Below are 21,547 nucleotides of genomic sequence, written 5' to 3' on the forward strand. Positions count from 1 at the left end.
GCCGCTGTTACAATAGATTTCCTGACGCGTATCCAAATATTTAGGATCATATCGGGGGAATAGTCTGCCCCCGCCGGATCGGCCGTCACGCGGTCAGCGCGCCGGTTCCGGCGGGGATCGACCAGCGGCTGGATCAGCCCAGAATGCCGGGCAGGTCCAACCCCTTTTCGCGGGCGCAATCCTGGGCGATGGCATAGCCGGCATCGGCATGGCGCATCACGCCGGTGGCCGGGTCGTTCCACAGCACGCGTTCCAGGCGGCGCGCTGCCTCTGGCGTGCCATCAGCCACGATCACCATGCCCGAATGCTGGGAATAGCCCATGCCCACGCCACCACCGTGATGCAGCGACACCCAGGTGGCGCCGCTGGCGGTGTTGAGCAGGGCATTGAGCAGCGGCCAATCCGACACGGCATCCGATCCATCGAGCATGGCCTCGGTCTCGCGGTTGGGGCTGGCAACCGATCCGCTGTCGAGGTGATCGCGCCCGATCACCACCGGCGCCTTGAGTTCGCCGTTGGCGACCATCTCGTTGAACGCCAGGCCCAGGCGGTGGCGGTCACCCAGGCCCACCCAGCAGATCCGCGCCGGCAGGCCTTGGAAGTGGATACGCTCGCGCGCCATGTCGAGCCAGTTGTGCAGATGGGCGTTGTCGGGGAGCAGTTCCTTAACCTTCTGGTCGGTCTTGTAGATGTCTTCCGGATCACCAGAAAGCGCCGCCCAGCGGAACGGGCCAATCCCGCGGCAGAACAGCGGGCGGATGTAGGCCGGCACAAACCCGGGGAAATCGAAGGCGTTTTCAACGCCTTCGTCAAAAGCGACCTGGCGGATGTTGTTGCCATAGTCGGTGGTGGGCACACCGCGCGCCTGAAAATCGAGCATGGCGCGCACGTGGGTGGCCATGCTGGCGCGAGCGGCCTTGGCAACGCTTTCCGGCTCGCGCTCGCGCTTGTCGATCCATTCCGCCACGGTCCATCCGGCGGGCAGATAGCCATTGATGGGATCGTGCGCACTGGTCTGGTCGGTCAATAGGTCGGGCAGGATGCCGGCGTCGAGCATCTGCGGCAGGATTTCGGCGGCGTTGCCGATCAGGCCCACCGAGACCGGCTTCTTGTCGGCGCAGGACTGGCGGATGATGGCCATCGCTTCGTCGAGGGTTTCGGCGGCGTGATCGAGGTATCCGGTGCGCAGGCGCATCTCGATCCGGCTGCGCTGGCATTCAATCGCCAGGCACGATGCGCCGGCCATGACTGCGGCTAGCGGCTGCGCACCACCCATGCCGCCCAGGCCCGCCGTCAGCAGCCATTTGCCGGAAAGATCGCCACCATGGTGCTGGCGCCCCATTTCGACGAAGGTTTCGTACGTGCCCTGGACGATGCCCTGGGTGCCGATATAGATCCACGAGCCGGCGGTCATCTGGCCATACATGGCCAGGCCCTTGCGATCGAGCTCGTTGAAATGCTCCCAATTGGCCCATTCCGGCACCAGGTTGGAATTGGCGATCAGCACGCGCGGCGCATCGGCGTGGGTGCGGAACACGCCCACCGGCTTGCCCGATTGCACCAGCAGGGTCTGATCATCTTCCAGGCGGCGCAGGGTTTCGACGATCTTGTCATAGCTTTCCCAATCGCGCGCGGCGCGGCCGATCCCGCCATAGACGACCAGTTCCTCGGGCCGTTCGGCCACATCGGGATGCAGGTTGTTCATCAGCATGCGCAGCGGCGCTTCGGTCAGCCAGGATTTGGCGGTCAGGTCCGTGCCCGTGGCGGGGCGGATCACGCGGCTGTTGTCCAAACGGGTCATCGTCATTCTCCAGCAAAGGCAAGGCAGGCGCTGAGCACGCACTTCAGGATCGGTTGCAGGTGGGCAAGGCGCCGTGGATCGGGGCGGGGCGGCCAGTTTTCCGCCGTGGGCTCCGCCGGTTCCGCCAGATAGCCCCGCATCGCCAGTTCCATTTGCACGGCATGGATGCCGCGCGCGGGATCGCCATGGTGGCGCGTGGTCCAGCCGCCTTTGAAGCGGCCGTTGACGACATGGCTTTCGCCGCTGGCGGCGCAGACGGTGGCGATCGCGGTTTCCAGCTCTGGCGCGCAAGAGCGGCCATCGTTGGTGCCGATATTGAACAGCGGCAGTTCGCCGGGGAACAGGCGAGGCACGCGGCTGCGGATCGAATGTGCATCATAGAGCACCACGCGCGGGTAAATCGAACGAAGCCGTTCCATTTCCGCCGCCAACGCTGCGTGATAGGGTGCGTGCCAGGTTTCGCGGCGCCGCGCGATTTCGGCGTCGTCGAGCGGCGCGGGGATCAGCGTCTCGCCATCGAACGTCGTTTCCGGGCACAGGCCGGTGGTGGCCATGCCGGGATAGAGCGAGGCACCCGAAGGATCACGGTTGGCATCGATCACGCTGCGCGAAATGTCCGTCGCCACCAGCGTGGCGCCGAGATCGCGGGCAACGTCATAGACTTCGTCGATCCACCAATCGGTATCACGCCGGGCCAGCCATTCCGAGCCGAAGTCGCACCCGGCCAGATCGGTGCCGCCGTGGGGAAAGGCCACGATCAGCGGTGCGGCGCCGCGCTGGATGGTGAGCCAGTCCATCAGCCCAGCACCGGCAGTTGCAGCGGGCACGCCGCCAGCACGGCACCGCGCTCGACCATGCCACGCGCGACGGCAATGTCGGGTGCAAAATGGCGGTCTTCGACCAGAGCAGGCACCACGCCGCGCAACATGGCGCGCACCGCCTCCAGCTCGTCGCTTGACCGCAACGGCGCGTGAAATTCGATGCCCTGCACGGCGGCGAGCAGTTCGAGGCCGAGGATCGCATCGAGGTTGCCCGCCATGTCGAGCAGGCGCCGCGCGCCGTGGGCGGCCATCGACACGTGGTCTTCCTGGTTGGCCGACGTGGGAATGGAATCGACGCTGCACGGCGCGGCGCGCTGTTTGTTTTCCGAAACCAGGGCTGCGGCCGTTACTTGCGGGATCATGAAGCCGGAATGCAGCCCCGGCAGCGGGGTGAGGAAGGCAGGCAGGCCCGACAGCGCGGGATCGACCAGCATGGCCAGGCGCCGCTCCGACAGCGAGCCGATTTCGGCCAGCGCCAGGGCGATCATGTCGGCGGCAAAGGCCACTGGCTCGGCATGGAAGTTACCGCCCGACAGCGCTTCATCGGCATCGGGGAAAATCAACGGATTGTCGGTGACGCCGTTGGCCTCGATTTCCAGCGTGCGCGCGGCCTGGCGCAGCACGTCGAGCGCGGCGCCCATCACTTGGGGCTGGCAGCGCAGGCAATAGGGGTCCTGCACGCGCGGATCATCCACTGCGTGGCTGGCGCGGATGGCGCTGCCGGCCATCAGCGCGCGCAAGGTGGCGGCAGTTTCGATCTGCCCGCCATGGCCGCGCAGGGCATGGATGCGATGATCGAACGGGGTATCCGTTCCGCGCGCCGCCTCGGTCGACAGGGCGCCGGTAACAAGGCCGGTGGCGAGCAGGCGTTCGGCCGCAAACAGCCCGGCCAGCGCATTGGCCGTGGAAAACTGCGTGCCGTTGAGCAGCGCCAGGCCTTCCTTGGGCCCCAGCGCGATGGGGGCGAGGCCATGATCGGCCAGGGCCTGCGCGGCGGGCAGAGCCACGCCGTTCACGAAAATCTCGCCAACGCCCAGCATCGTGGCGGTCATGTGCGAAAGCGGGGCAAGATCGCCGCTGGCACCCACCGAACCCTGGCACGGCACCACCGGTACCAGGCCGCGCGCCAGCATGTCTGCCAGCAAGCGCACGGTGGCCACCTGCACGCCCGAGGCGCCCTGCGCCAGGCTGGCGAGCTTGAGCGCCATCATCAGCCGCACCACAGGCACGGGGGAGGGGGCGCCGGTCCCGGCGGCATGGCTGAGCACGATATTGCGTTGCAGGGCGGCCAAGTCTTCATCGGCGATGCGCACGCTGGCAAGTTTGCCGAAGCCGGTGTTGATGCCATAGACGGCATCGCCCTTGGCCAGGATGCGCGCAACGGCAGCCGCGCTGGCCGCGATTGCGCCCCAGGCATCATCATGCAGCACGACATCGGCGCCACCGTGGATCGCGCGCCAATCGGCCAGTGTGGCGGCGCCAGGGGTGAGGACGATTTGGGTCATTTTCCACTCCAGATGCGGGTATGGAGCGGCGCTGCGCCCATCCCGTGAACAAGATCGGCCGGGCGCGCGATATTCCAGATCGCCAGGTCGGCACGCTGGCCAGGCACAAGCTGGCCCAGCGTGCCGGCCAGGCCCAGCGCGCGGGCGGCATGGACCGTGGCACCGGCCAGGCATTCGTCCACCGTCAGGCCGAACAGCGTGGCGCCCATGTTCATCGCCAGCAGCAGCGCGGTGAGCGGCGACGTGCCGGGGTTGCAATCCGTGGCGATGGCCATGGGCACGCGGGCGGCGCGCAGCGCGGCGATCGGCGGCTTGATGGTTTCGCGCATGAAATAGAACGCGCCGGGCAGCAGCACCGCCACGGTGCCTGCTTGCGCCATCGCGGCAATGCCCGCCTGGTCGAGATGTTCGAGATGATCGGCGCAGAGCGCGCCGTGGCTGGCGGCCAGCGCCCCGCCGCCCAGGTTGGAAAGCTGTTCGGCGTGCAGCCGCACTGGTAGGCCCAGCGCGCGGGCCGCGCGGAACAGGCGATCGACCTGTGCCGGCGAAAAGGCAATGCCTTCGCAAAAGGCATCGACCGCATCGACCAGCCCCTCTGCCGCCAGCGTGGGCAGCCAATCGTCGGCCAGTTGCGCGATATAGCCATCGGCATTGCCGGCCCATTCGGGCGGCAGCGCGTGGGCACCCAGGAACGTGGTGACGATGCGCACCGGCCGCACCTGGCCCAGTTGCCGCGCAGCCAGTAGCATCGCGCGTTCGGCCTCGAGCGTCAGGCCATAGCCCGATTTGATTTCGACGCAGGTGACGCCTTGCGCCAGCAGCGCATCTAGGCGCGGCAGCGCGGCCCGAACCAGATCATCGACACTGGCGCCGCGCGTGGCACGCACAGTGGCCATGATCCCGCCGCCGGCGCGGGCGATATCCTGATAGGTGGCGCCAGCCAGGCGCGCCTCCCACTCATCGGAACGGTTGCCGGCAAAGACCAGGTGAGTGTGCGCATCGATCAGGCCTGGGGTGATCCAGCGGCCCTGGCAATCGACCGTTGCGTCTGCCTCTAGCGCCGGCGCCGCAGCGGCCGGCCCGGCATAGACGATAACCCCGTCGCGCGCGGCGATCATGCCGTTTTCGATGCGGCCCAGCGCGTCTGCGTCGGGGCCTTTCCCCGCCATCGTGACAAGGTGCGCATTGGTCCAGATCGTGTCGCAGCGCATGCTGGGTTGGTCCTTGCCGGGGGTGCGATAATGTATATACATAATCACGCAAGGAGCGTGACGATGCAAGCGGATTCTCAAACCCTGTTCTTCGATGCGGCCTGGCTGGGCACAGGGTGGGCGCGCGATGTGCGGGTGACCTTGGCTGACGGGCAGATCGCAGCAATCGCGGCCGATCAGGCCCCGCGCGCCGGAGAGACGCGGCACGGCTGGGCCATGCCGGGCCTGCCCAATCTGCACAGCCACGCCTTTCAGCGCGCCATGGCTGGCCTGGCTGAACGCGCCGGGCCGGGCGCAGACAGTTTCTGGACCTGGCGCGAGGCGATGTATCGCTTTGTCGGGCAGGTCACGCCCGAAGACCTGCTGGCCATTGCCGCGCAGGCGCAGGTGGAAATGCTGGAAACCGGCTTTACCCGCGTGGGCGAATTTCATTACCTACACCACGATGCGGGCGGCCGGCCTTTTGCCGATCCGGCGCAGATGAGCGCCGCTGTGGTTGCTGCCGCGCAGGAAACCGGCATCGGCCTGACGCTGCTGCCCGTGCTCTACAGCCATTCCGGGTTCGGCGGGCAGCCGCCCAGCGCCGGGCAGGCGCGGTTCATCACCGACCTTGATGGCTTTGCCCGCCTGGTGGAGGCGGCGCGCGGCCATGCTGCGGCCTTGCCCGATGCGGTGGTGGGCGTGGCGCCGCACAGCCTGCGCGCGGTCACGCTCGACCAGTTGGCGCAGGTGACTGCGCTGGCCGAGGGTGGGCCGATCCACATCCACATTGCCGAGCAAGTAAAGGAAGTGGACGATTGCCTGGCCTGGAGCGGGCAGCGCCCGGTGGAACTGCTGCTCGACCGTACGCGTGTGGATGCGCAATGGTGCCTGGTCCATGCCACGCACATGACGCCAGCCGAAACGCTGGCCCTGGCGCGCAGCGGCGCGGTGGCGGGGCTATGCCCGATTACCGAGGCGAACCTGGGCGATGGGCTGTTTCCCGCTGGCGCGTTTCTGGCGGCCGGTGGCGGGATCGGCGTGGGCAGCGATTCCAACGTGCGGATCGATGCGGCCGAGGAATTGCGCCTGCTGGAATATGGCCAGCGCCTGGACCAGCGCGGCCGGGCCGTGCTGGTGCAAGGGCCGGGCGCCTCGACCGGGGAAACGCTGCTGCGCGCCTGCCTTGCCGGCGGGGCGCAAGCGCTGGGACAGACACATGCGGGCCTGGCGGTGGGCTCGCCTGCCGATTTCGTTACGCTTGATTCCGCCCATCCCGCTCTGGCGGGCCACAGGCCGGAAAGTGCAATTGACGCCTGGATCTTTGCCGGCGGCAGCAGCCTGGTCGATGGCGTGTGGCGCAGGGGTCGGCAGGTGGTGCAGGGCGGACGCCACATTGCCCGGGCCGCGATTGCAGCGCGCTATTGCGCCACGATGACCGCGCTGCTGCGCGGGTAAAGCCCGGTCAGCGGCCTGCGCGCGGGGTGACGCGCGCCAGACGGGTGACCGGGCGCGCGATGTTGTCGTGGCTATCCAGGAACAGCACGTCGCGCTTGCCGGTGCGGCGCACCAGCCGTGTTTGCTGCGCAGCCGGGCCCTGCCAATCGAGCACGTAGAGCGTGGCGTCAGGATCGCTTTTCCAGCCGCGTTCGGTGTTGAGATCGCCTTCGCGCACATGGCCGTGCAGGCGCAGCCGATAGCGCGTGCCATGATCTTCAAAGCGGATCGGACGGCCATCGGGGCCGAGGCCGGCGAACACCGCATAGGCCGGATGCGCAGGGCTGCTTGGATGGGCCGGCGCGGCGTGCGCGGCGAGGGGCGTTGCGACGAGCACGGCAAACGCGATGGCGGCGGGGCGAAGGAACATGGCGGCGATAGTGTCCGGCAATGGAAATGACCGCCGCAGCATGATGCGATCCTGGGCCGGCCGCAATAACCAGTGCTGGAAGGGTGGCTCCCCTAGTGGGAGACATTTCGAACTTCTTCCGGCTTCCAACGGTCGAGTCAAGGCAGTTGGTCGCGCGATATCGCGCCGCATTTTTGGATGTAGCGTCCTGACAGCATAAAACCGGGGCATCGAATCGGCGCGTCGCATCCTTTGCGATGCGCCACTTCGGCTGAAATCGCGGGTGAAATGACATCTGCAGCCTTGGCCCGTCCGGCGCAGCCACATTAAACACGCAACATTTATCCGCACAATTCCGGCAGTTCGGGGTCCGCGAAGGCCCTGTAGCACGATCCGGGTTGAGCAGCTGCCTGAGAGCGAGAACGGCAGTTCAGGACACCCGAGAGAGCCTGTGGCGCATCCGTTCACGATCCGCAGGCGCATGCCTTGGTCGTTCACCCTCCTCACTCGTTCAAAGAGCAGACCCTAAGCCGGACGCGCTCAAGATCTGAACCATCTGGCTAAACCGGCAGTTCAAAACCACGAGGGCTCTGTAGCACGATCCGGTCTCTACATCTGATCCGATATCTTCATGCAGCGACGCGATTCGTTGCGCAAGAGGTAGGGCACTGAAGTGCCGGTTCGGCGCAAATGAGCACAAATGGACCAATTCTTGCCCATTCGCTCCTGTCCGACCTGCGAACGCGACGTCGCACTTGCGCAGCGACAAGGTGTGGTTCGCACGAAGGGCCTTAATAGCATTGGCTTCATTCAAGGAGATTGGCGAGGTTCTTCAGCGTCGACTCCATGCCAGTCTTGTGATCGGCCGGGCTGATCCCTGCAGGCACATTCTCGGCGACAAAGGTTACTTTCGTTCCGTCTCGCACCGGCGTGAGCCGGGTCGTGATCGTCATCGTGCCGCCGAACGAGGGGTCCTCGCTCTCGAAGGTGACCGCTTCGATAATCTTCTCTTCCGGAACCAGCTCGACAAACCGCCCTTCGAAGATGTCAGAGCCAGCGCTCGACTTTCCTTGGCCAGCCTCAGCATCATCGTAGATGAATGCCATCCGATATCCGCCGCCCGGTCGCGGATCAAAGTGGAAGATCTTGGCGGTCATGCCCTTCGGCGGCCGCCAGGACATAACGGTCTCGGGATCGAGGAAGGCGCGATAGATAGCCTTGGGGGGCGCCAGGATGGTGCGGGCTGCTGAGTGGGTGGCGGAGTCGGTCATCCCGATCTGGATAAGAGGTGCCTCGCCTGGTGACCAACCCAAAAGCGAAGGGCCGCCCCTCGCGGGATGGCCCTTCCATTGTGTTGCCTTCGCGGTCAGCTCAGTCGCTGTGATGCATTGATTTCGACGCGCCGCGATCGTTGAGGCTGCGGAACGTGATCGACCAGCGCGGCATTTCCATCGGGGCGGTGCTGTGCTCCCATTGGTGACGAACCTCGCCGGACAATAGATTGACCGCGGCGCGAGCTGGGCTTTCGCGCGCGCGAACCCGCCGACAGTCCGCTCGCGCAAGCGCAGCGTCGTGGCGTTACCGAGTGAGATGCCGACGACATGTTCAACACCGGCCGGTCGTTGTGCCAGCCGATGCCCGCGCCGGGATCGTAGCGGATCAGTTCCGGCCATACGGGCGCTCGCTCAAATGGTAGTCATAGCTGCGGATACGGAGGACTTTTTATTCCTGCGAATATGGGCATCGACACCGCGGCCGAAACCGATCGCTTCATTACTCTTGCCATTTCTGGGTCATGGGCAGATCATTTCAGTCGGCACGGGGGGTAGCGCGATGGCGTCTGCGAGAGGCATATGGGAGTGTGATTGGCGGGCGGTTGTAGCGGCGCTAGCAATTCTTGCCACCTCTGGCTGCGCGATGACGACGCCCAGCCTACGCTTGCCGATCAATGGAGGCGATGCGGAAGAGGGGCTGAGCCAGGAGCGTTTGATCGGTTATATCAAGTGTTCGCTCGGCCAAGCCATACATGACGTGATGTCGCAGAACGCGGGGGACAGAAGCAAATATGGGAAGCTCGCTCCCCTCAGCCCTGCACCTTGGTTGAGCGATTGGGGTGCCCAGGTCTCCCTCAAGGTGACCGTGGATGAAAATTCGAATCTCTCCCCAGGCGTCACGCTCAAGACGCCCATGAAGAATGCCGTAAAGCATTTCTCGAACGGAGACGTTACGACCGCTCGCTCATTCGGGCTTCCAATTTCCGCGAGCGCGACATCCGAGGCAACGAGGACGGAAACGATCCAGTTCTATTTCTATTTTCCCGATCTCGCGGCGGACTATGGCGAAAGGACGAGACGCTGTCAGCCGCACGGAGATTACTTTATAAACGGCGACCTCAAGATCGATGAGTTCCTCGTAAACAAGATCCGCATCGCCCAGGTGCCGCATCTTTTGCTGCCGCGGCCAGACATGCCGCAAGATAATTCGCCGCTCGACGCCTTCACCTACGATGTAACATTCGTGGTCTCCACCAGCGGAGGCATCAATCCAACCTGGAGTTTGTCGCGTGTCGTGATTGATCCGGGCTCGGGTAATCTGTTGGGCGCATCGCGAAAGCGAACGGACGACCTGCTGATCACCGTTGGCCCGACTGATCACTCGAAGAAGGGCCAGCCCACCGACCGCGCCACACAAGCGCATTTCGCGGCTCTCTTTGGCCAATCCGTTCGGTGATGGAGATGTCGATGTCAGATCATGAGTTGCCTCGAACGCTGTCGGAAGCAAAAGCGCGCGGGTACGAGCGCATCACCGATCTGAAGGCGTTCCTGGAAGAAAGGCTTGGCCTCTCGCTTGAGGAGTTCAAGGCGCGCCACCACAATTTTGCCGCGAGCGATGGTGCGGACTGCGCCCACGATCCCGAGGGCACACCATGCTACAGCGAGTGCCATGAAGAGCAGCATATTGGAATCTTCGGCGCCTGTGGCCCGAACGGCACTTGCGATCTTTATCAGGGGCCCTGCTAGAACCCACAGTTCAGGGGCGCGGACAGGCCGTACGTCGTTTGACGACTGCAGGATCTGCTCCATAAGTGATCGTTATCTCGACGCGGCGATTGCGGGCGCGGCCTTCCGGGTAATCGGTTCCGTCGAAACGAACATTGGGCGCAACCGGCTGGGTCGCTCCGACCCCGTGAGCGGTCAGTTTTACTCCTGCGAGGCATTTCTGCCCGAGGAGCCACATGTACACCGCGGACGCGCGTCGTTCTGAGAGGCGCGCGTTATAGGCAGGGCTGCCATGCGAGTCGGTGTGGCCAATGACGTCGATCTCGTTCGCCTCGATCATCCTCTGCTGGGTGACGACCTCCTTGAGTTCTTGGTCGGCGGATGGCCGTAGCGCCGAGTCTTTATAGTCGAAGAGCAATGCGCCGGGCACTTCGATAGATTTTACGGTCGGCAACGTCGTTTTTTCCGGCGTGGATGGCGGCGCGTCCTTTTTCGCTCTCTGTGAAATCAGCATCCAGCCCGACGCCAAGGTAGCCGAGGCAAGAAAAATTGCGACTGCGTAGAACAGCACGAGCACCGCTTTCGCGCTGTTCTGGGCCGTAAGAGGCCATACTAAGTCCGCCTCGTGGCCATTGTTGCAGAAGAGATCCCGCACGCTGGCTGGTGTGTCCGGCTCACCGTCACGATGACGGGAGAGTAGAGCCTTTGCCCGCGGCTGCAACCACAGCCCGCCAATGTAGACCCTCGGGTCGTCGGGACAACGGATCGTCCAAGTCGCGAGCGAGAACACGTAGACCACAATTGCAACGATCGTGGCGATCAGCAGCAGCATTGTCGTGCGAACGATATCAATATGATCGTTGGTGATGATATACCAGGTGCCGATAGCCGCGATCACGGCAACCAAATGCGCCAGCCGGTTATAAATCTTGACAAGATCGTCATCCAATGGCGGCGAGAACCCTCCATCCTTGCCGACGATCGCAGTGACGATGTTGCCGCCGGCGACCATGAGAGCACCGATGCCGGCAACGAGCGGATCAAGGACGGGGTCGGCTGCCATTACCAACCCAGCACGGTCGAAGTATTAGCGCCCCCAGCATAGCTCAGACTCCCATCATTCTGGATGTCGGTTCCCTTCTTACCTTCAAAATAATAGCGTCCCGTTTTCAGAAATCCCGAGACGGGTGTCGTCGTCTTGCTCCCGAAGCGGATGCGTGTAATCGCCCATTGCGCCCAGCTATCGAGGACATAGCCGGTCTTTGTCGTGTTGACCGTGAAGTTAACTTGGCCACTGGATGCCGATCCGCCGGTGCTCGCCGCGAAGCGCATCGAGTCCGCCAAAAGAGTTGCGACGCTGCGTTGGGCATCAGCTTTACTGAGGCGCTCAATCCGGCGGTCGCCTTTTCCACCACGGAACGCTTCCATCGTGTAGTTGTCCAGCGTGTTGATCACGAGCTTCAGACCAAATCCGTTCTCCATGCCGGCAAGGGCGAGGACACCGTCATGGCTCTGCTGAATAACCTTCAGAATTTCACTCAGCTCCGCCCCGAGATCGCGCCGCTGAAGCACGGAGAAGGGGCGAAATCCGTCACCCAAATAGTCTTTGACCCGTTCTTCGATCGACCCGAGCAGATCCTGTGCCCGAGAACGATTGGGCGCAAACGACGACGCTGTCGGATGCGTATCAAATAGGGCGAAGCCCACCATCTCCGCGAACTCGCGGTCTTTCGGATTGGTAGTTTGATCGCCTGCCATCTGTCCCCCCGGAGCGGTAGACACACCTTGGGTAGCCTGTCCTTGGCTGCGTCACAAAGGTAGCATAGATCGGCTGCGGAAATCATGTCCGATTTGAGCTTTGAAGACGAGCGCAATGGCGTGCGGTGGAAGCGCCCGATGACCAGCACTCCTGGACTCACATCCGCCTCGGACTTCGTGACCCGCGTATGCAAAAATTGACAGCATATCGACAGTGCGCGACGCTATGCTCAAGTCAGAAGCACGGGACATCCCCACGCCAGGATGTTTGAGAGTTCGTCGACAGCGCTCGTTACTCGGAACCCACCAGAAAACGTCGCACCCAGACGGTCCTCGATCAGCGGAACTATCGCTGAGGGGTCGCGCAGCTCCGCCAAGGTAGTGCCAAAGGCTGCGATCACGTCGTGCCGCCCCAAATTGGATGCGAACAGGCCACCGAACGCCAGGGCCACCGCGGCGCTGGCGGGCCAAAGATGGCCGATGACCATCTGATTGGGCTGCACCAGACTTTGCGCAAGCCCGATCCGAGCCATACCAGCCATACCTTGGGTTGTTGCGCCACTGCAGGTGTTGAGCACGAGCAGGCGTCGGCCATCGTTCGGTGTTTGAAACCGTGCAATCGTCTCCATGGGAAGGATGACATGAGCAAAGCTATCCTCATCCCCGTCCGTCCTCGGTGGGGCTACGACGATGCCCGTCTCGTTCAGGCGATGGGCGACATATTCGCCGTGCCCGCACACCCATAAAATATCGGGGTCTGGCTGCTCATAGAAGCGGCGGAAATCCTCGGCGTCACCGTCCTCGCTGCCGCTGAAGACCGTCGCGAGCCATCCGTTTTGCGCCGCGAATTCCTGGATGAGCTGCAGCTCGAAGTGAGTGAATTGCGTATAGCCCGCCCAAATCGAAATCTCACGAATCGATCGCATCGGAAGCGCTTCGGCGAGGCTCACTTCAAGGGGAAGCATCAGTGAAAGGTGCCGCGCCAGCAGCGCCTGCAGCGGGTCAGCCACTGACGGGAAGACAACCATCGAACGCGGATCGGAGAGCCGCTTAAATGCCGCGGCGAGTTCGGTTGGTCGATAGTAGCGAAGCATCGCCGCTTCAACACCTGGCCCTTGCCGATAGTCGGGCATCCCTTCGCGATGCTCTTCAATCGTCTCTGCATCCGGGTCACGAGCAATGCGAAGCGCACGGTCAATCGCGTCGACGACAATCTCATGGCCATCCTCTGTGGTGTCGAAGCTAATCAGAGCGCGGCCCGGCCAGAGCATCGCGACACCGTCTCCGAGTGCAGGATGCACGAACAGCACGTTGTCATCGCAGGGGAGCGCCCCCGGCTTGCCGTACCATGCCCGCAGCAGGTCCATCGCACCTGCCAGATCCTGCTCGAGAACGAGCAGCCGTATCAGGGGCTTGAGAATATCGATGCGGGCATCGCGCGCGAATAACGCGCTCGACCCGACTTCTTCGGCTGCAGAAGCCCGGTCGTTCAGGGCTTCTATCTCATCGAATACGGTTTGGCGTGCAGCGCGCCAGCGCTCGTGCGTGTCGATGGTCGCCACGAGGAACTGCAGCCGCTCATGCTCGCGCAGCGTATCGCCAAACGAATGCAGGATTTCGAGAGCCCAGTCGCGGATGCTGCGTCCGGTTGTTGAGTTCGCGCGGGTGATGAAGTTGACGGCGACGATCGACGTAGCGCGGCGCGGGATTTTCCCCGCATGCCACGCCCGCACGAGCGCTGCGACCCACTCATCCCTCTTTGAATAATCCTCGATGATCGCCCAACTGGCGATGGAGGATAGCGCAGAAAAAATCTCAAACTGTACGTCGGGTTTTCCGGGGCCGTCGAGCGCGAGCATTTCCCAGAGGATGTCCCAGCATACCGCGAATGTCTCAACGATCTCCTTGCGGATATTTGCGTCCCTCGCGAGCAGGAAAAAGGTGATGCACCAACGTGGCAGGCTGCGCATGGCGGCAGCCCCGATCAACGGATCGCCTTGCTGACGGAGTGGCAGATAGCTGAAACCGCGATTAAGGCGGCGGCTCCGGTCATGGTCCGTGGATATGCCGCGGAAAGCCCAATCGTGCGCGGGACCCCGACGACCGAGCCCTAAAGCGCGCTCCATGGGTGAGATGGACGCCAAGAACCGTAGAAACAGCAATGACCGGACGAACGTGCCGTCAGGTACCTCGTCCCGAGCTTCGGCGTCGCGCAGCAGTGCATTGATGTCATCGATGAACGCGTCGCTTATCTCCTCGAGCCAATCATAGTCGCGATCGCCAGCAAATTGCTGCCGTTCGGACAGAATGTGCCAGAAGATTACAACGGCTTTCTCATCAGACCAATCGAAGCGAGATGCCCAGGCGAGGTTTGGGGCCAGCGTCATGAATGGCGTCACGGCGTGGGTCCGCGGAAAAGCGTCCTGAAACGTCTGTGCCAAGGCAACCTCTGGGTTCGACTCACGCGGCCCAACCCGCGCGAAAAAATAAGATTTACGCGCGCCAGTTCATCTTGTCAGAGCCAATCATCTGACTGCTGCCTGCTGTTCGAGACATCGGTGGGTTCAAGCAGAGGATCACATCTGCGGGGTCTCTGCTGCGAGTGCGCCATTGGTACGGAGCTGGCGCACGATGCCGTTATAGGCGGCGTGCAAGCCCTGGCTTCGGCCGATCTCGTGATCCGAGCCGGCTGCCTCCCAAAAGGCGACCAGCCATTCGTCGGGGCAGCGGCCACGCAAGACCCAGAGCGCCAGAGCGACGCCGCGCGTCTGCACCTTGCCCTTGATCGCCGTGGCCTCGCGCAGGACGTTGACGGCCCGCTCGATTGTCCCGGTGGCTCGGTCGCGCGCCTCAATGGAAGTCATGGCTGTGGATGCGGAGGATTTCCTCTTGCTCCTGAACCGTGCCGAACGGAGGCGAGGCCAGTGTGCGCCCGCGCGGGAAGGTCGGATCGCGGGGATCGGGTCCGCCGCCATTGTGGGCACCATCGCCGCGACCCGGAGCGACCGCGAAGTTCGTGCGGCCGATCGAGCGCAGCATGTCATCATGATCTGTGATGCGATCGCAGATGATATGGATGACCTCGCCCTCCTTTTGCAGTCGCCCGCGCATGGCGATCATCGAGGCGGACATCACCTGGCGACGGTAGATCTCGAACCTGTCTGGCCACAGGATGCCGTTGGCGATGCCGGTCTCATCCTCGATCGTGATGAACAGCACGCCTTTCGCCGAGCCGGGGCGCTGGCGAACAAGGATGACGCCGGCGACCTCAACGTTGCGCCCGTCGCGGATGGTGGCGAGATCGGCGCACCTGACAATACGCATCGTGTCGAGCTCGCCACGCAGGAAGCTCATCGGATGGCCGCGCAGCGACAGCTGCAGCGAGCGATAGTCCTCGACGACCTCACGTCCGGCGGTCAGCGGCGCCAGCGTCACCTCAGGTTCCAGCCCCTCCGGTGAGAAGCTCGCCTCACGCGCGTCGGCAGCCGCGAACAGCGGCAGCGGCACTTCGCCCAAACCCTTCACCTTCCACAGGCCCTGCCGCCGGTCTTCCGCGATTGAGTGAAACGCGTCAGCTTCGGCGAGGCGTTCGATCGCGGCGCGGGGCACGTCCGCGCGCCGCCACACTTCCTCGACACTGGCATATGGGGTGTCACCCCGCGCCACCGCGATCTGGGCGCCATGGATGTTGGCGAGGCCGCGCACCTGCCGGAATCCGAGACGGACGGCCATCAACCGGTCCTTGGTCCGTTCGAGCGTGCAATCCCAATGGCTGTGGTTGATCGAGACCGGCCGCACCTCGACGCCGTGCTTGCGGGCGTCCTGCACGATCTGCGCGGGAGCGTAGAAGCCCATCGGCTGGGCGTTGAGGAGCGCCGCGCAGAACACGTCCGGGTGGTGATGCTTCACCCAGCAGCTCGCATAAGCGATCTTGGCGAAGCTCGCGGCGTGGCTCTCCGGGAAGCCGTAGCTCCCAAAGCCCTCGATCTGCTTGAAGGTCCGCTCGGCGAAATCCTTCGGGTAGCCGCGGTCAATCATGCCGCCCACCAACTTGTCGTAGAAATGGCTGACACCGCCGGTGAGCTTGAACGTCGCCATGGCCCGGCGCAGCTGATCCGCCTCGACGGCCGTGAAGCCGGCGCCGACGATCGCGACCTTCATCGCCTGCTCCTGGAAGAGCGGGACGCCCAGCGTCTTCTCCAGCACGGCGCGCAGTTCAGGCTTGGGGTATTCGGGCTTTTCCTTGCCCTCCCGCCGCCGGAGGTAAGGGTGGACCATGTCGCCCTGGATCGGGCCGGGACGGACGATCGCCACCTCGATCACCAGATCGTAGAATTCCTTGGGCTTCATGCGCGGAAGCATCGACATTTGCGCCCGGCTCTCGATCTGAAAGACGCCGAGCGTGTCGGCGCGCTGAATCATCTTGTAGACCTCAGGATCGTCGTCCTGCAGATCCGCCATGCTGACGTGCAAGCCCTTCTCCTGCTCCAGCAGGTTGAAGGCGCGGTTCATGCAGCCGAGCATGCCAAGGCCGAGAACGTCGACCTTCATGAATTTCAGCGCGTCGATATCGTCCTTGTCCCATTCAATGATCTGCCGATCCTCCATGCGCGCCGGCTCGATCGGCACCAGATCGTCGAGTCGGTCCTGGGTCAGCACAAACCCGCCGGGGTGCTGCGACAGATGCCTCGGCGTGCCGATCAGTTGGCGCGCGAGGCGCAAAGTCAGCTTGAGCCGATGATCCTGGGCGTTGAGGTTGAGGCTCTCGATCTGCTCATCGCTGATCCCGTCCATCGACCAGCCCCAGACTAGGCCGGTCAGCATTTTGGTCAGATCACGCGGCAGCCCCAGCGCCTTGCCGACTTCCGCCACGGCGCCACGCGTGCGGTAGCGCGTGACGACGGCGGTCAGCGCCGATCGGTCACGACCATAAGTCTCGTAGATCCACTGGATGATCTCCTCGCGCCGCTCATGCTCGAAATCGACGTCGATATCGGGCGGCTCCTTGCGCTCGCCCGAGACGAAGCGCTCGAACAGCAGCTCATGCTTGATCGGATCGATCGACGTGATGCCCAGCAAATAGCAGACGCAGCTATTGGCGGCCGAGCCCCGCCCCTGGCAGAGAATGCCGCGCCGACGGCTCTCCGCGACGATCGAATTGACCGTCAAAAAATAGGGCGCGTAACCGAGCCGCTCGATCAGCTGCAGCTCATGGGCAATCTGGTCGCGGTAACGCTGCGGTACCCCATCCGGGAACTTGGCCACCGCCGCCGCCTCGGTCATCTCCGCCAGCGCTTCCTGCGCCGTGCGGCCGATCATCACCTGCTCATAAGGATATTGGTACTGGATCTCGCCAAGGTCGAAGGTGCAGGCACGAGCGATGTCGGCGCTGGCCTGGATCGCGTCGGGAAACGCCCGGAACCGCCGCTCCATTTCGACGGGCGCCTTCAAATGACGGTCCATGAAGCGCTCGCGCCGGTAGCCGAGCGCATCCACCGTCGTCTTCTCGCGGATCGCCGTCACCACGTCCTGCAGCGGCCGCACCTCAGGGCTGTGATAGAGCACGTCGCCCGTCGCGACGGCCCGCACCCCGTGCTGGCCGGCCAAGGCGGCGAGTTCATGGAGCCGGATCGCATCGTCGGGCCGGCGTCGGAACGACAGCGCGCAATATCCGTGGGAGCCAAATGCCGCTGCCACGTCGACGAGCTGGCGCCCGGCCGTTTCGTTCGGAAGGCCGGGCAGCAGGATGCCGACCAACCCTTCGGCATGATGGATGATGTCGGCCCAATCGAGGATGCAAAAGCCCTTGCCGCCGCGGGCTTTGCCGATCGACAGCAGCCGGGTCAGCCGGCTCCAGGCAGCACGATCCTTCGGATAGATGAGAAGCTCGTGGCCCTCGGTCGCATGCACGCGGGCGCCGGGGATCATGCGCACGCCGGTGGTCTTCTGTCCGTCCCAACCACGCACGACGCCGGCAACGCTGCCCCAGTCGGCGAGCCCGAGCGCATCATGGCGCTGGAGCGCGGCCGCCGCGAACAGCTCTTCCGGTGAACTCGCTCCGCGCAGGAACGAGAAGTGGCTCATTACCTGAAGTTCGACATAGGCCGTCATCAGCCGAACATCCCATGGATGTACCAGCTGAGATCACCGGTCTCGGGCTCGACGCCATCGCCGCGCCGGAATAGCCAGAACCGCTCGCCGCTTTCAACTTCGACGCGGAAATAGTCCCGCACCGCCCAGAGCTCGGTATCGTTCCGCCACCATTCGCCATGGATTCGCTCGGGGCCATCGCCGGCCGTCACGCGATAGGCTTGGCCGCGCCAAGTGAAGCGTCGGGGTGGATGGTCGGGGAGCAGCGCCACGACATGGGTCAGATGCTCCGGTCGGCGCAGCACGCGGACCGGGCGCTTCCACTGCGGCCAGCAGGCCGGCTCGTCCAGCGGGCTGACCCGCCGCGTCGCGCGCTCGGGAACGTCGCTTTCGTTCGGGGCTACCCGGAACACGGCAGCTTCGCCGGCGCGACCGACAAGCTGGTCGATCGCCGGCGCGAGGTCCGTCACGGCCGTATCGGACGTGATGAGCGACCCCTCCACGCTTGCGCCAAGCGGCTCGCTATGGGGCACAAGCAGGTGCATCGCTTCGATCCCAAGGCCGGGCTCGATCCGATCGAGCTTCAGCGCGAACATGCGCTTGAGGTGCTTGGCATCGCGCGTTGCCCGCGATGCGCCGATCCCGATCCGCTGCGCCTCGCCATCGACCCGGTCGGCCACGAGCAGGGCCGTGCGCACACCGAGGCCGCGCTCCCGCAATACCACGATCAGATCGTCGACGAGATCGCCGATCACCTGGGTGATGCTTTCGGGCGTTCCGATCGGCTCCAATAGGCGAAGCGACACCTCCGGTGCCTCGAACGGCACGACCGGCGTGATCGGCTCGGCGATCTGGCCGAGCGCCTGATCGAGGCGGGTGACCGCCGCGAGGCCTAGCCGCTTCGCCATAGGGCCGCGCGGAAGCCGGATGAGATCCGCCACCCGTTCCAAGCCAAAGCGTGCCGCCGCTGTCAGCGCCGCTGCCTCGAGCCGGAGCGCGGCAACCGGCAGCGCGGCGAGCGCCGTCGCCTCGGTTCCAGAATCGAGCACGAGGAGGTCCCGGCCGCCGTAGCGGGCCAGCGCATGCGCCGCGCCGGGCGTGCCGGCGATCGCGATGCGTGCCGTGAAACCCAGCCGCTGAAGAAAGCGGAGCAGTCGGCGGCAAAAGCGCTCTTCGCCGCCGAAAAGATGGGTCGTTCCCGAAAGATCGAGCCACAGGCCATCACCGCCCGACACGCTCGCGGTCGGCGTCCAATGTGTCACGCCATGCAGCGCCAGCCGCTCGAGCCAAGCCTGATCCCCAGCGGGATCGGCGTCCCGCACGTCGAGATCGGAAACCAGCGCCCGCGCATGGGCCGCTACCATCCCCGGTCTCAGGCCCAGCGATAGCGCGACCGGACAGGCTGAGCGGATCAGGTCTCGCTGCCCGATGCGTTCGATCAAAACGGTCGGGCGGTCATGCCGGAAAGCCATGATGGGCATCGGGGCGGCGCCGCGCCCGCCCTCGTCTGGCGGCATAGCCTTGAACGGATGCTCGACGGGTTCCGAACGGCGCCCGAGCATGCGCATCGGCGGACGCTGATGGGTCGGCAGTTGCGCCATTTGGCCAATGACCTGCGCCTTGGTCAGTCCGCCGTCGCTTGCCCACCGCGCGCCGGGTCGCCAGCCGCCGCTACGCGGAACCGAGCAGGCACCGGGGTCATCGTCGACAGGCGATGGGAGCGGCGCTGCAGGAGCGCTGGGTTCAAGCGGCCTGATTGGCCGCTCCGACCGCCGCAGCCGCTCGATGGCGAGCTGGGGCAGGTAGAGCGAGGCGACCCGTGTCATCGCAAGCCTCGACCACAATAGAAAATGGATTGCCGTTGCGCTGTCTCACCAGCTCGACTGACCAGCACGCGCGGCCAACGCCCGGCGCAGGCAAAGGCACGGAGGGTGCGCAGCCAATGCGCCAGCGGGTCATCGCCGCGGACGGACGTTCGAGCGGGTCGCGGCTGCTCCTGGCCCAACGCCGGAGCAGCAACATCGGCGTGGCTCCATCTGCCGCTGCCAATTGCAGGCGTCGGGTAGCGGTCTGGTCCGCGACCTTAACCTCGGCGACCACGGCGGCGAAGCTACCGTCACGAAGCGAATCCTCGGCGAGAGCGAGTGCCATCGTCTCGTTCTTGCCTTGGAGGTAGAGCAGCTTGGCAGCCGGCAGCCCGGCCTGTTCGAGACCGGGCGCGTAGAGATCGAAGCGGGTGAGCGCCCAAGCGACATTGGCGCCGGGCGCAACGGCAAACCGGGCCGCCAGACCCGCGACGAACAACGTCGCGGCGGCATCGTCACCGAGCGTCGGAGAAGCGGCAGTGATTTCATGGAGTCCGGCGCCAGCTATGCCGCCAGACCCGAGCCGACTATCGAGCGCGTCGATCCCGAACGCCAGCACCGGCCCGCGCTGGCTTTGGGCCTGCGCGAGCTGCGCACGGAGCGCAGCTAGCTGATCGGCGCAGGGCCGATCGGAGGACAACGGTTGGGCGGACATCGGGCAACATCGACTCACTTGTTCGCTATATGTTCCGGTGAGTCGGAGGATTCGTCAAGGCGAATGAATCCTTAGGCACGCTTCTGACCTAGCGTTTGCCGATCTCGCGCCAGGATTTCTCGCTGATTTCCACGCCGTGTTTTTTTGCCGCTGCCTTGATCCGCTTCCAGGCTTCGTCACGCTCATCGTCGCTCACGTCCTTCACCTGGTTGAAGCGGGCGACCGCGTTGCGAACGTGACTCGCGTTTTCGAGCGGTTCCTTTCGCTGTTTCGGAAATGCGAACGACCCCTTGGACAGGTCGTCGCGGTCTTCGGTGCTGAGCTTTGCCATCATGACCTCCTGATCTCCGCACTAAACGGATGAGGGAGGCTGAGGGTTCTGCTCAGGCGGCGGCCGGGTCTGCCCCTGCGCTTATCCGACCTGCTCGACGGCAAGGCTGCCCGCCGGAAGCGTCTTAAGGAGGTCCTTTGCCGACACCGATGGGTCCAGCCAATCGGCCCAATCCGCACGTTCGAGGATCGCGATCTGGCGGTCGTGATAGGGCGCGATGTCCGGGCCAGGGTCCATCGTCAGCATCGTGAAAGCCTCACCGACATCGGGGTTGCTGCGCCAAATGCCGGCAATGCAGAACCAGGGCTCGCCCTTCTTCGTGAACAGCCACTTGTCCTTGCGCTTCTTTTTCGGATCCTCAGGGGTCGTGAATTCGTAGAAGCCATCGGCAATGATCAGGCATCGGCCGGTCGTGAACTCGCGGCCCTCGGACCGTAAATTGTAGACCGGCTTTTTGTTTGGCGCGGGCCAGCTCCATCGACGCTGCACGAGTTCGCCCTCCAGGCGGATGGCACCTGTGCGCACGATCGGAGCTGTATCGGTAATCTTGATGTCCGCTCGCGGCGCGAGGTTGGGAACACCCTCAGGCGTCTTGATCTTAATCTTGAGGTCGTCGAAGTCCTCGATGATCGAGGCGACATCCACCTCCAGCCGGTAATCATTGCACACGCGGTCAGCCTTTCTTG

General features: G+C 64.3%; 18 protein-coding genes. 3 read left to right on the forward strand and 15 right to left on the reverse strand.

What is annotated here, in order from left to right; translation table 11 throughout:
• Positions 1 to 133: 133 nt before the first annotated feature.
• The 4 genes from hutU to hutI are packed head-to-tail and all read right to left on the reverse strand — an operon-like array spanning position 134 to position 5,338.
• Entirely contained in the window at positions 134 to 1,801 is a 1,668-nt protein-coding gene (gene hutU, locus FHW97_RS03380; protein ID WP_171797964.1) for a urocanate hydratase, read from the reverse strand.
• A gap of 2 nt (positions 1,802 to 1,803) precedes the next feature.
• A complete protein-coding gene (gene hutG, locus FHW97_RS03385; RefSeq protein ID WP_171797965.1) occupies positions 1,804 to 2,598 on the reverse strand; it encodes an N-formylglutamate deformylase in 795 nt (264 codons plus the stop codon).
• Positions 2,598 to 4,127, reverse strand: a complete 1,530-nt coding sequence (gene hutH, locus FHW97_RS03390; RefSeq protein ID WP_107715812.1) for a histidine ammonia-lyase — start codon at positions 4,125 to 4,127, stop codon at positions 2,598 to 2,600. Before hutH ends, hutG begins: the two co-directional genes overlap by 1 nt.
• Positions 4,124 to 5,338 carry an imidazolonepropionase gene (gene hutI, locus FHW97_RS03395; RefSeq protein ID WP_171794680.1) on the reverse strand — a complete coding sequence of 405 codons (1,215 nt, stop codon included), beginning with the start codon at positions 5,336 to 5,338 and terminating at the stop codon, positions 4,124 to 4,126. The genes hutH and hutI overlap by 4 nt, the downstream gene beginning before the upstream one ends.
• 63 nt (positions 5,339 to 5,401) lie before the next feature.
• Here hutI and FHW97_RS03400 point away from each other — a divergent pair, with 63 nt between their 5' ends.
• The gene (locus tag FHW97_RS03400) at positions 5,402 to 6,775 is read left to right on the forward strand and encodes a formimidoylglutamate deiminase (protein ID WP_171797966.1); all 1,374 of its coding nucleotides are present in this window, start codon (positions 5,402 to 5,404) and stop codon (positions 6,773 to 6,775) included.
• A gap of 7 nt (positions 6,776 to 6,782) precedes the next feature.
• Here FHW97_RS03400 and FHW97_RS03405 read toward each other — a convergent pair whose 3' ends face one another.
• Positions 6,783 to 7,184: a hypothetical protein gene (locus FHW97_RS03405; RefSeq protein WP_133726756.1), complete on the reverse strand. Its 402-nt coding sequence runs from the start codon at positions 7,182 to 7,184 to the stop codon at positions 6,783 to 6,785.
• Positions 7,185 to 7,969: 785 nt separating this feature from the next.
• Positions 7,970 to 8,434 carry an SRPBCC family protein gene (locus FHW97_RS03410; protein WP_171797967.1) on the reverse strand — a complete coding sequence of 155 codons (465 nt, stop codon included), beginning with the start codon at positions 8,432 to 8,434 and terminating at the stop codon, positions 7,970 to 7,972.
• Positions 8,435 to 9,080: 646 nt separating this feature from the next.
• Between FHW97_RS03410 and FHW97_RS03415 the strand changes: the two genes are divergently transcribed.
• Together FHW97_RS03415 and FHW97_RS03420 are read left to right on the forward strand one after the other, a co-directional pair.
• Complete coding sequence (locus tag FHW97_RS03415; protein WP_171797968.1) at positions 9,081 to 9,893, forward strand: hypothetical protein; 813 nt, start codon at positions 9,081 to 9,083, stop codon at positions 9,891 to 9,893.
• Positions 9,893 to 10,183 (forward strand): hypothetical protein, encoded by a 291-nt coding sequence (locus FHW97_RS03420; RefSeq protein WP_171797969.1) that lies wholly within the window; start codon positions 9,893 to 9,895, stop codon positions 10,181 to 10,183. Before FHW97_RS03415 ends, FHW97_RS03420 begins: the two co-directional genes overlap by 1 nt.
• A gap of 10 nt (positions 10,184 to 10,193) precedes the next feature.
• Here the strand turns inward: FHW97_RS03420 and FHW97_RS21935 are convergent, their stop codons facing one another.
• The 9 genes from FHW97_RS21935 to FHW97_RS03465 form a co-directional block, all read right to left on the reverse strand.
• A complete protein-coding gene (locus FHW97_RS21935; protein ID WP_216647608.1) occupies positions 10,194 to 11,225 on the reverse strand; it encodes an OmpA family protein in 1,032 nt (343 codons plus the stop codon).
• Positions 11,225 to 11,920 carry a hypothetical protein gene (locus FHW97_RS03430; protein WP_171797970.1) on the reverse strand — a complete coding sequence of 232 codons (696 nt, stop codon included), beginning with the start codon at positions 11,918 to 11,920 and terminating at the stop codon, positions 11,225 to 11,227. Before FHW97_RS03430 ends, FHW97_RS21935 begins: the two co-directional genes overlap by 1 nt.
• Before the next feature lie 230 nt (positions 11,921 to 12,150).
• Positions 12,151 to 14,307, reverse strand: coding sequence for a CHAT domain-containing protein (locus tag FHW97_RS03435; RefSeq protein WP_171797971.1), 2,157 nt, complete (start codon positions 14,305 to 14,307; stop codon positions 12,151 to 12,153).
• 189 nt (positions 14,308 to 14,496) lie between these two features.
• Positions 14,497 to 14,784: a hypothetical protein gene (locus tag FHW97_RS03440; protein ID WP_171797972.1), complete on the reverse strand. Its 288-nt coding sequence runs from the start codon at positions 14,782 to 14,784 to the stop codon at positions 14,497 to 14,499.
• Entirely contained in the window at positions 14,771 to 18,031 is a 3,261-nt protein-coding gene (locus FHW97_RS03445) for an error-prone DNA polymerase (protein ID WP_171797973.1), read from the reverse strand. Before FHW97_RS03445 ends, FHW97_RS03440 begins: the two co-directional genes overlap by 14 nt.
• Complete coding sequence (locus FHW97_RS03450) at positions 18,031 to 19,611, reverse strand: DNA polymerase Y family protein (RefSeq protein ID WP_253941532.1); 1,581 nt, start codon at positions 19,609 to 19,611, stop codon at positions 18,031 to 18,033. Before FHW97_RS03450 ends, FHW97_RS03445 begins: the two co-directional genes overlap by 1 nt.
• Positions 19,612 to 19,753: 142 nt before the next feature.
• The gene (locus tag FHW97_RS03455; protein WP_171797976.1) at positions 19,754 to 20,530 is read right to left on the reverse strand and encodes an ImuA family protein; all 777 of its coding nucleotides are present in this window, start codon (positions 20,528 to 20,530) and stop codon (positions 19,754 to 19,756) included.
• A gap of 88 nt (positions 20,531 to 20,618) precedes the next feature.
• On the reverse strand, positions 20,619 to 20,861 hold the full coding sequence (locus tag FHW97_RS03460) for a DUF6582 domain-containing protein (RefSeq protein WP_171797977.1): 243 nt from the start codon (positions 20,859 to 20,861) through the stop codon (positions 20,619 to 20,621).
• Positions 20,862 to 20,942: 81 nt separating this feature from the next.
• The gene (locus tag FHW97_RS03465; protein WP_171797979.1) at positions 20,943 to 21,530 is read right to left on the reverse strand and encodes an SOS response-associated peptidase; all 588 of its coding nucleotides are present in this window, start codon (positions 21,528 to 21,530) and stop codon (positions 20,943 to 20,945) included.
• Positions 21,531 to 21,547 lie beyond the last annotated feature (17 nt).

It is taken from the genome of Novosphingobium sp. SG754, assembly GCF_013149315.1.
Lineage (GTDB): Bacteria > Pseudomonadota > Alphaproteobacteria > Sphingomonadales > Sphingomonadaceae > Novosphingobium > Novosphingobium capsulatum.

Coding starts and splice junctions, on each gene's coding strand:
- hutU (WP_171797964.1), bottom strand. CDS start 1,801: ATGACCCGTTTGGACAACAGCCGCGTGATCCGCCCCGCCACGGGCACG.
- hutG (WP_171797965.1), bottom strand. CDS start 2,598: ATGGACTGGCTCACCATCCAGCGCGGCGCCGCACCGCTGATCGTGGCC.
- hutH (WP_107715812.1), bottom strand. CDS start 4,127: ATGACCCAAATCGTCCTCACCCCTGGCGCCGCCACACTGGCCGATTGG.
- hutI (WP_171794680.1), bottom strand. CDS start 5,338: ATGCGCTGCGACACGATCTGGACCAATGCGCACCTTGTCACGATGGCG.
- FHW97_RS03400 (WP_171797966.1), top strand. CDS start 5,402: ATGCAAGCGGATTCTCAAACCCTGTTCTTCGATGCGGCCTGGCTGGGC.
- FHW97_RS03405 (WP_133726756.1), bottom strand. CDS start 7,184: ATGTTCCTTCGCCCCGCCGCCATCGCGTTTGCCGTGCTCGTCGCAACG.
- FHW97_RS03410 (WP_171797967.1), bottom strand. CDS start 8,434: ATGACCGACTCCGCCACCCACTCAGCAGCCCGCACCATCCTGGCGCCC.
- FHW97_RS03415 (WP_171797968.1), top strand. CDS start 9,081: ATGACGACGCCCAGCCTACGCTTGCCGATCAATGGAGGCGATGCGGAA.
- FHW97_RS03420 (WP_171797969.1), top strand. CDS start 9,893: ATGGAGATGTCGATGTCAGATCATGAGTTGCCTCGAACGCTGTCGGAA.
- FHW97_RS21935 (WP_216647608.1), bottom strand. CDS start 11,225: ATGGCAGCCGACCCCGTCCTTGATCCGCTCGTTGCCGGCATCGGTGCT.
- FHW97_RS03430 (WP_171797970.1), bottom strand. CDS start 11,920: ATGGCAGGCGATCAAACTACCAATCCGAAAGACCGCGAGTTCGCGGAG.
- FHW97_RS03435 (WP_171797971.1), bottom strand. CDS start 14,307: ATGACGCTGGCCCCAAACCTCGCCTGGGCATCTCGCTTCGATTGGTCT.
- FHW97_RS03440 (WP_171797972.1), bottom strand. CDS start 14,784: ATGACTTCCATTGAGGCGCGCGACCGAGCCACCGGGACAATCGAGCGG.
- FHW97_RS03445 (WP_171797973.1), bottom strand. CDS start 18,031: ATGACGGCCTATGTCGAACTTCAGGTAATGAGCCACTTCTCGTTCCTG.
- FHW97_RS03450 (WP_253941532.1), bottom strand. CDS start 19,611: ATGGCGCAACTGCCGACCCATCAGCGTCCGCCGATGCGCATGCTCGGG.
- FHW97_RS03455 (WP_171797976.1), bottom strand. CDS start 20,530: ATGTCCGCCCAACCGTTGTCCTCCGATCGGCCCTGCGCCGATCAGCTA.
- FHW97_RS03460 (WP_171797977.1), bottom strand. CDS start 20,861: ATGGCAAAGCTCAGCACCGAAGACCGCGACGACCTGTCCAAGGGGTCG.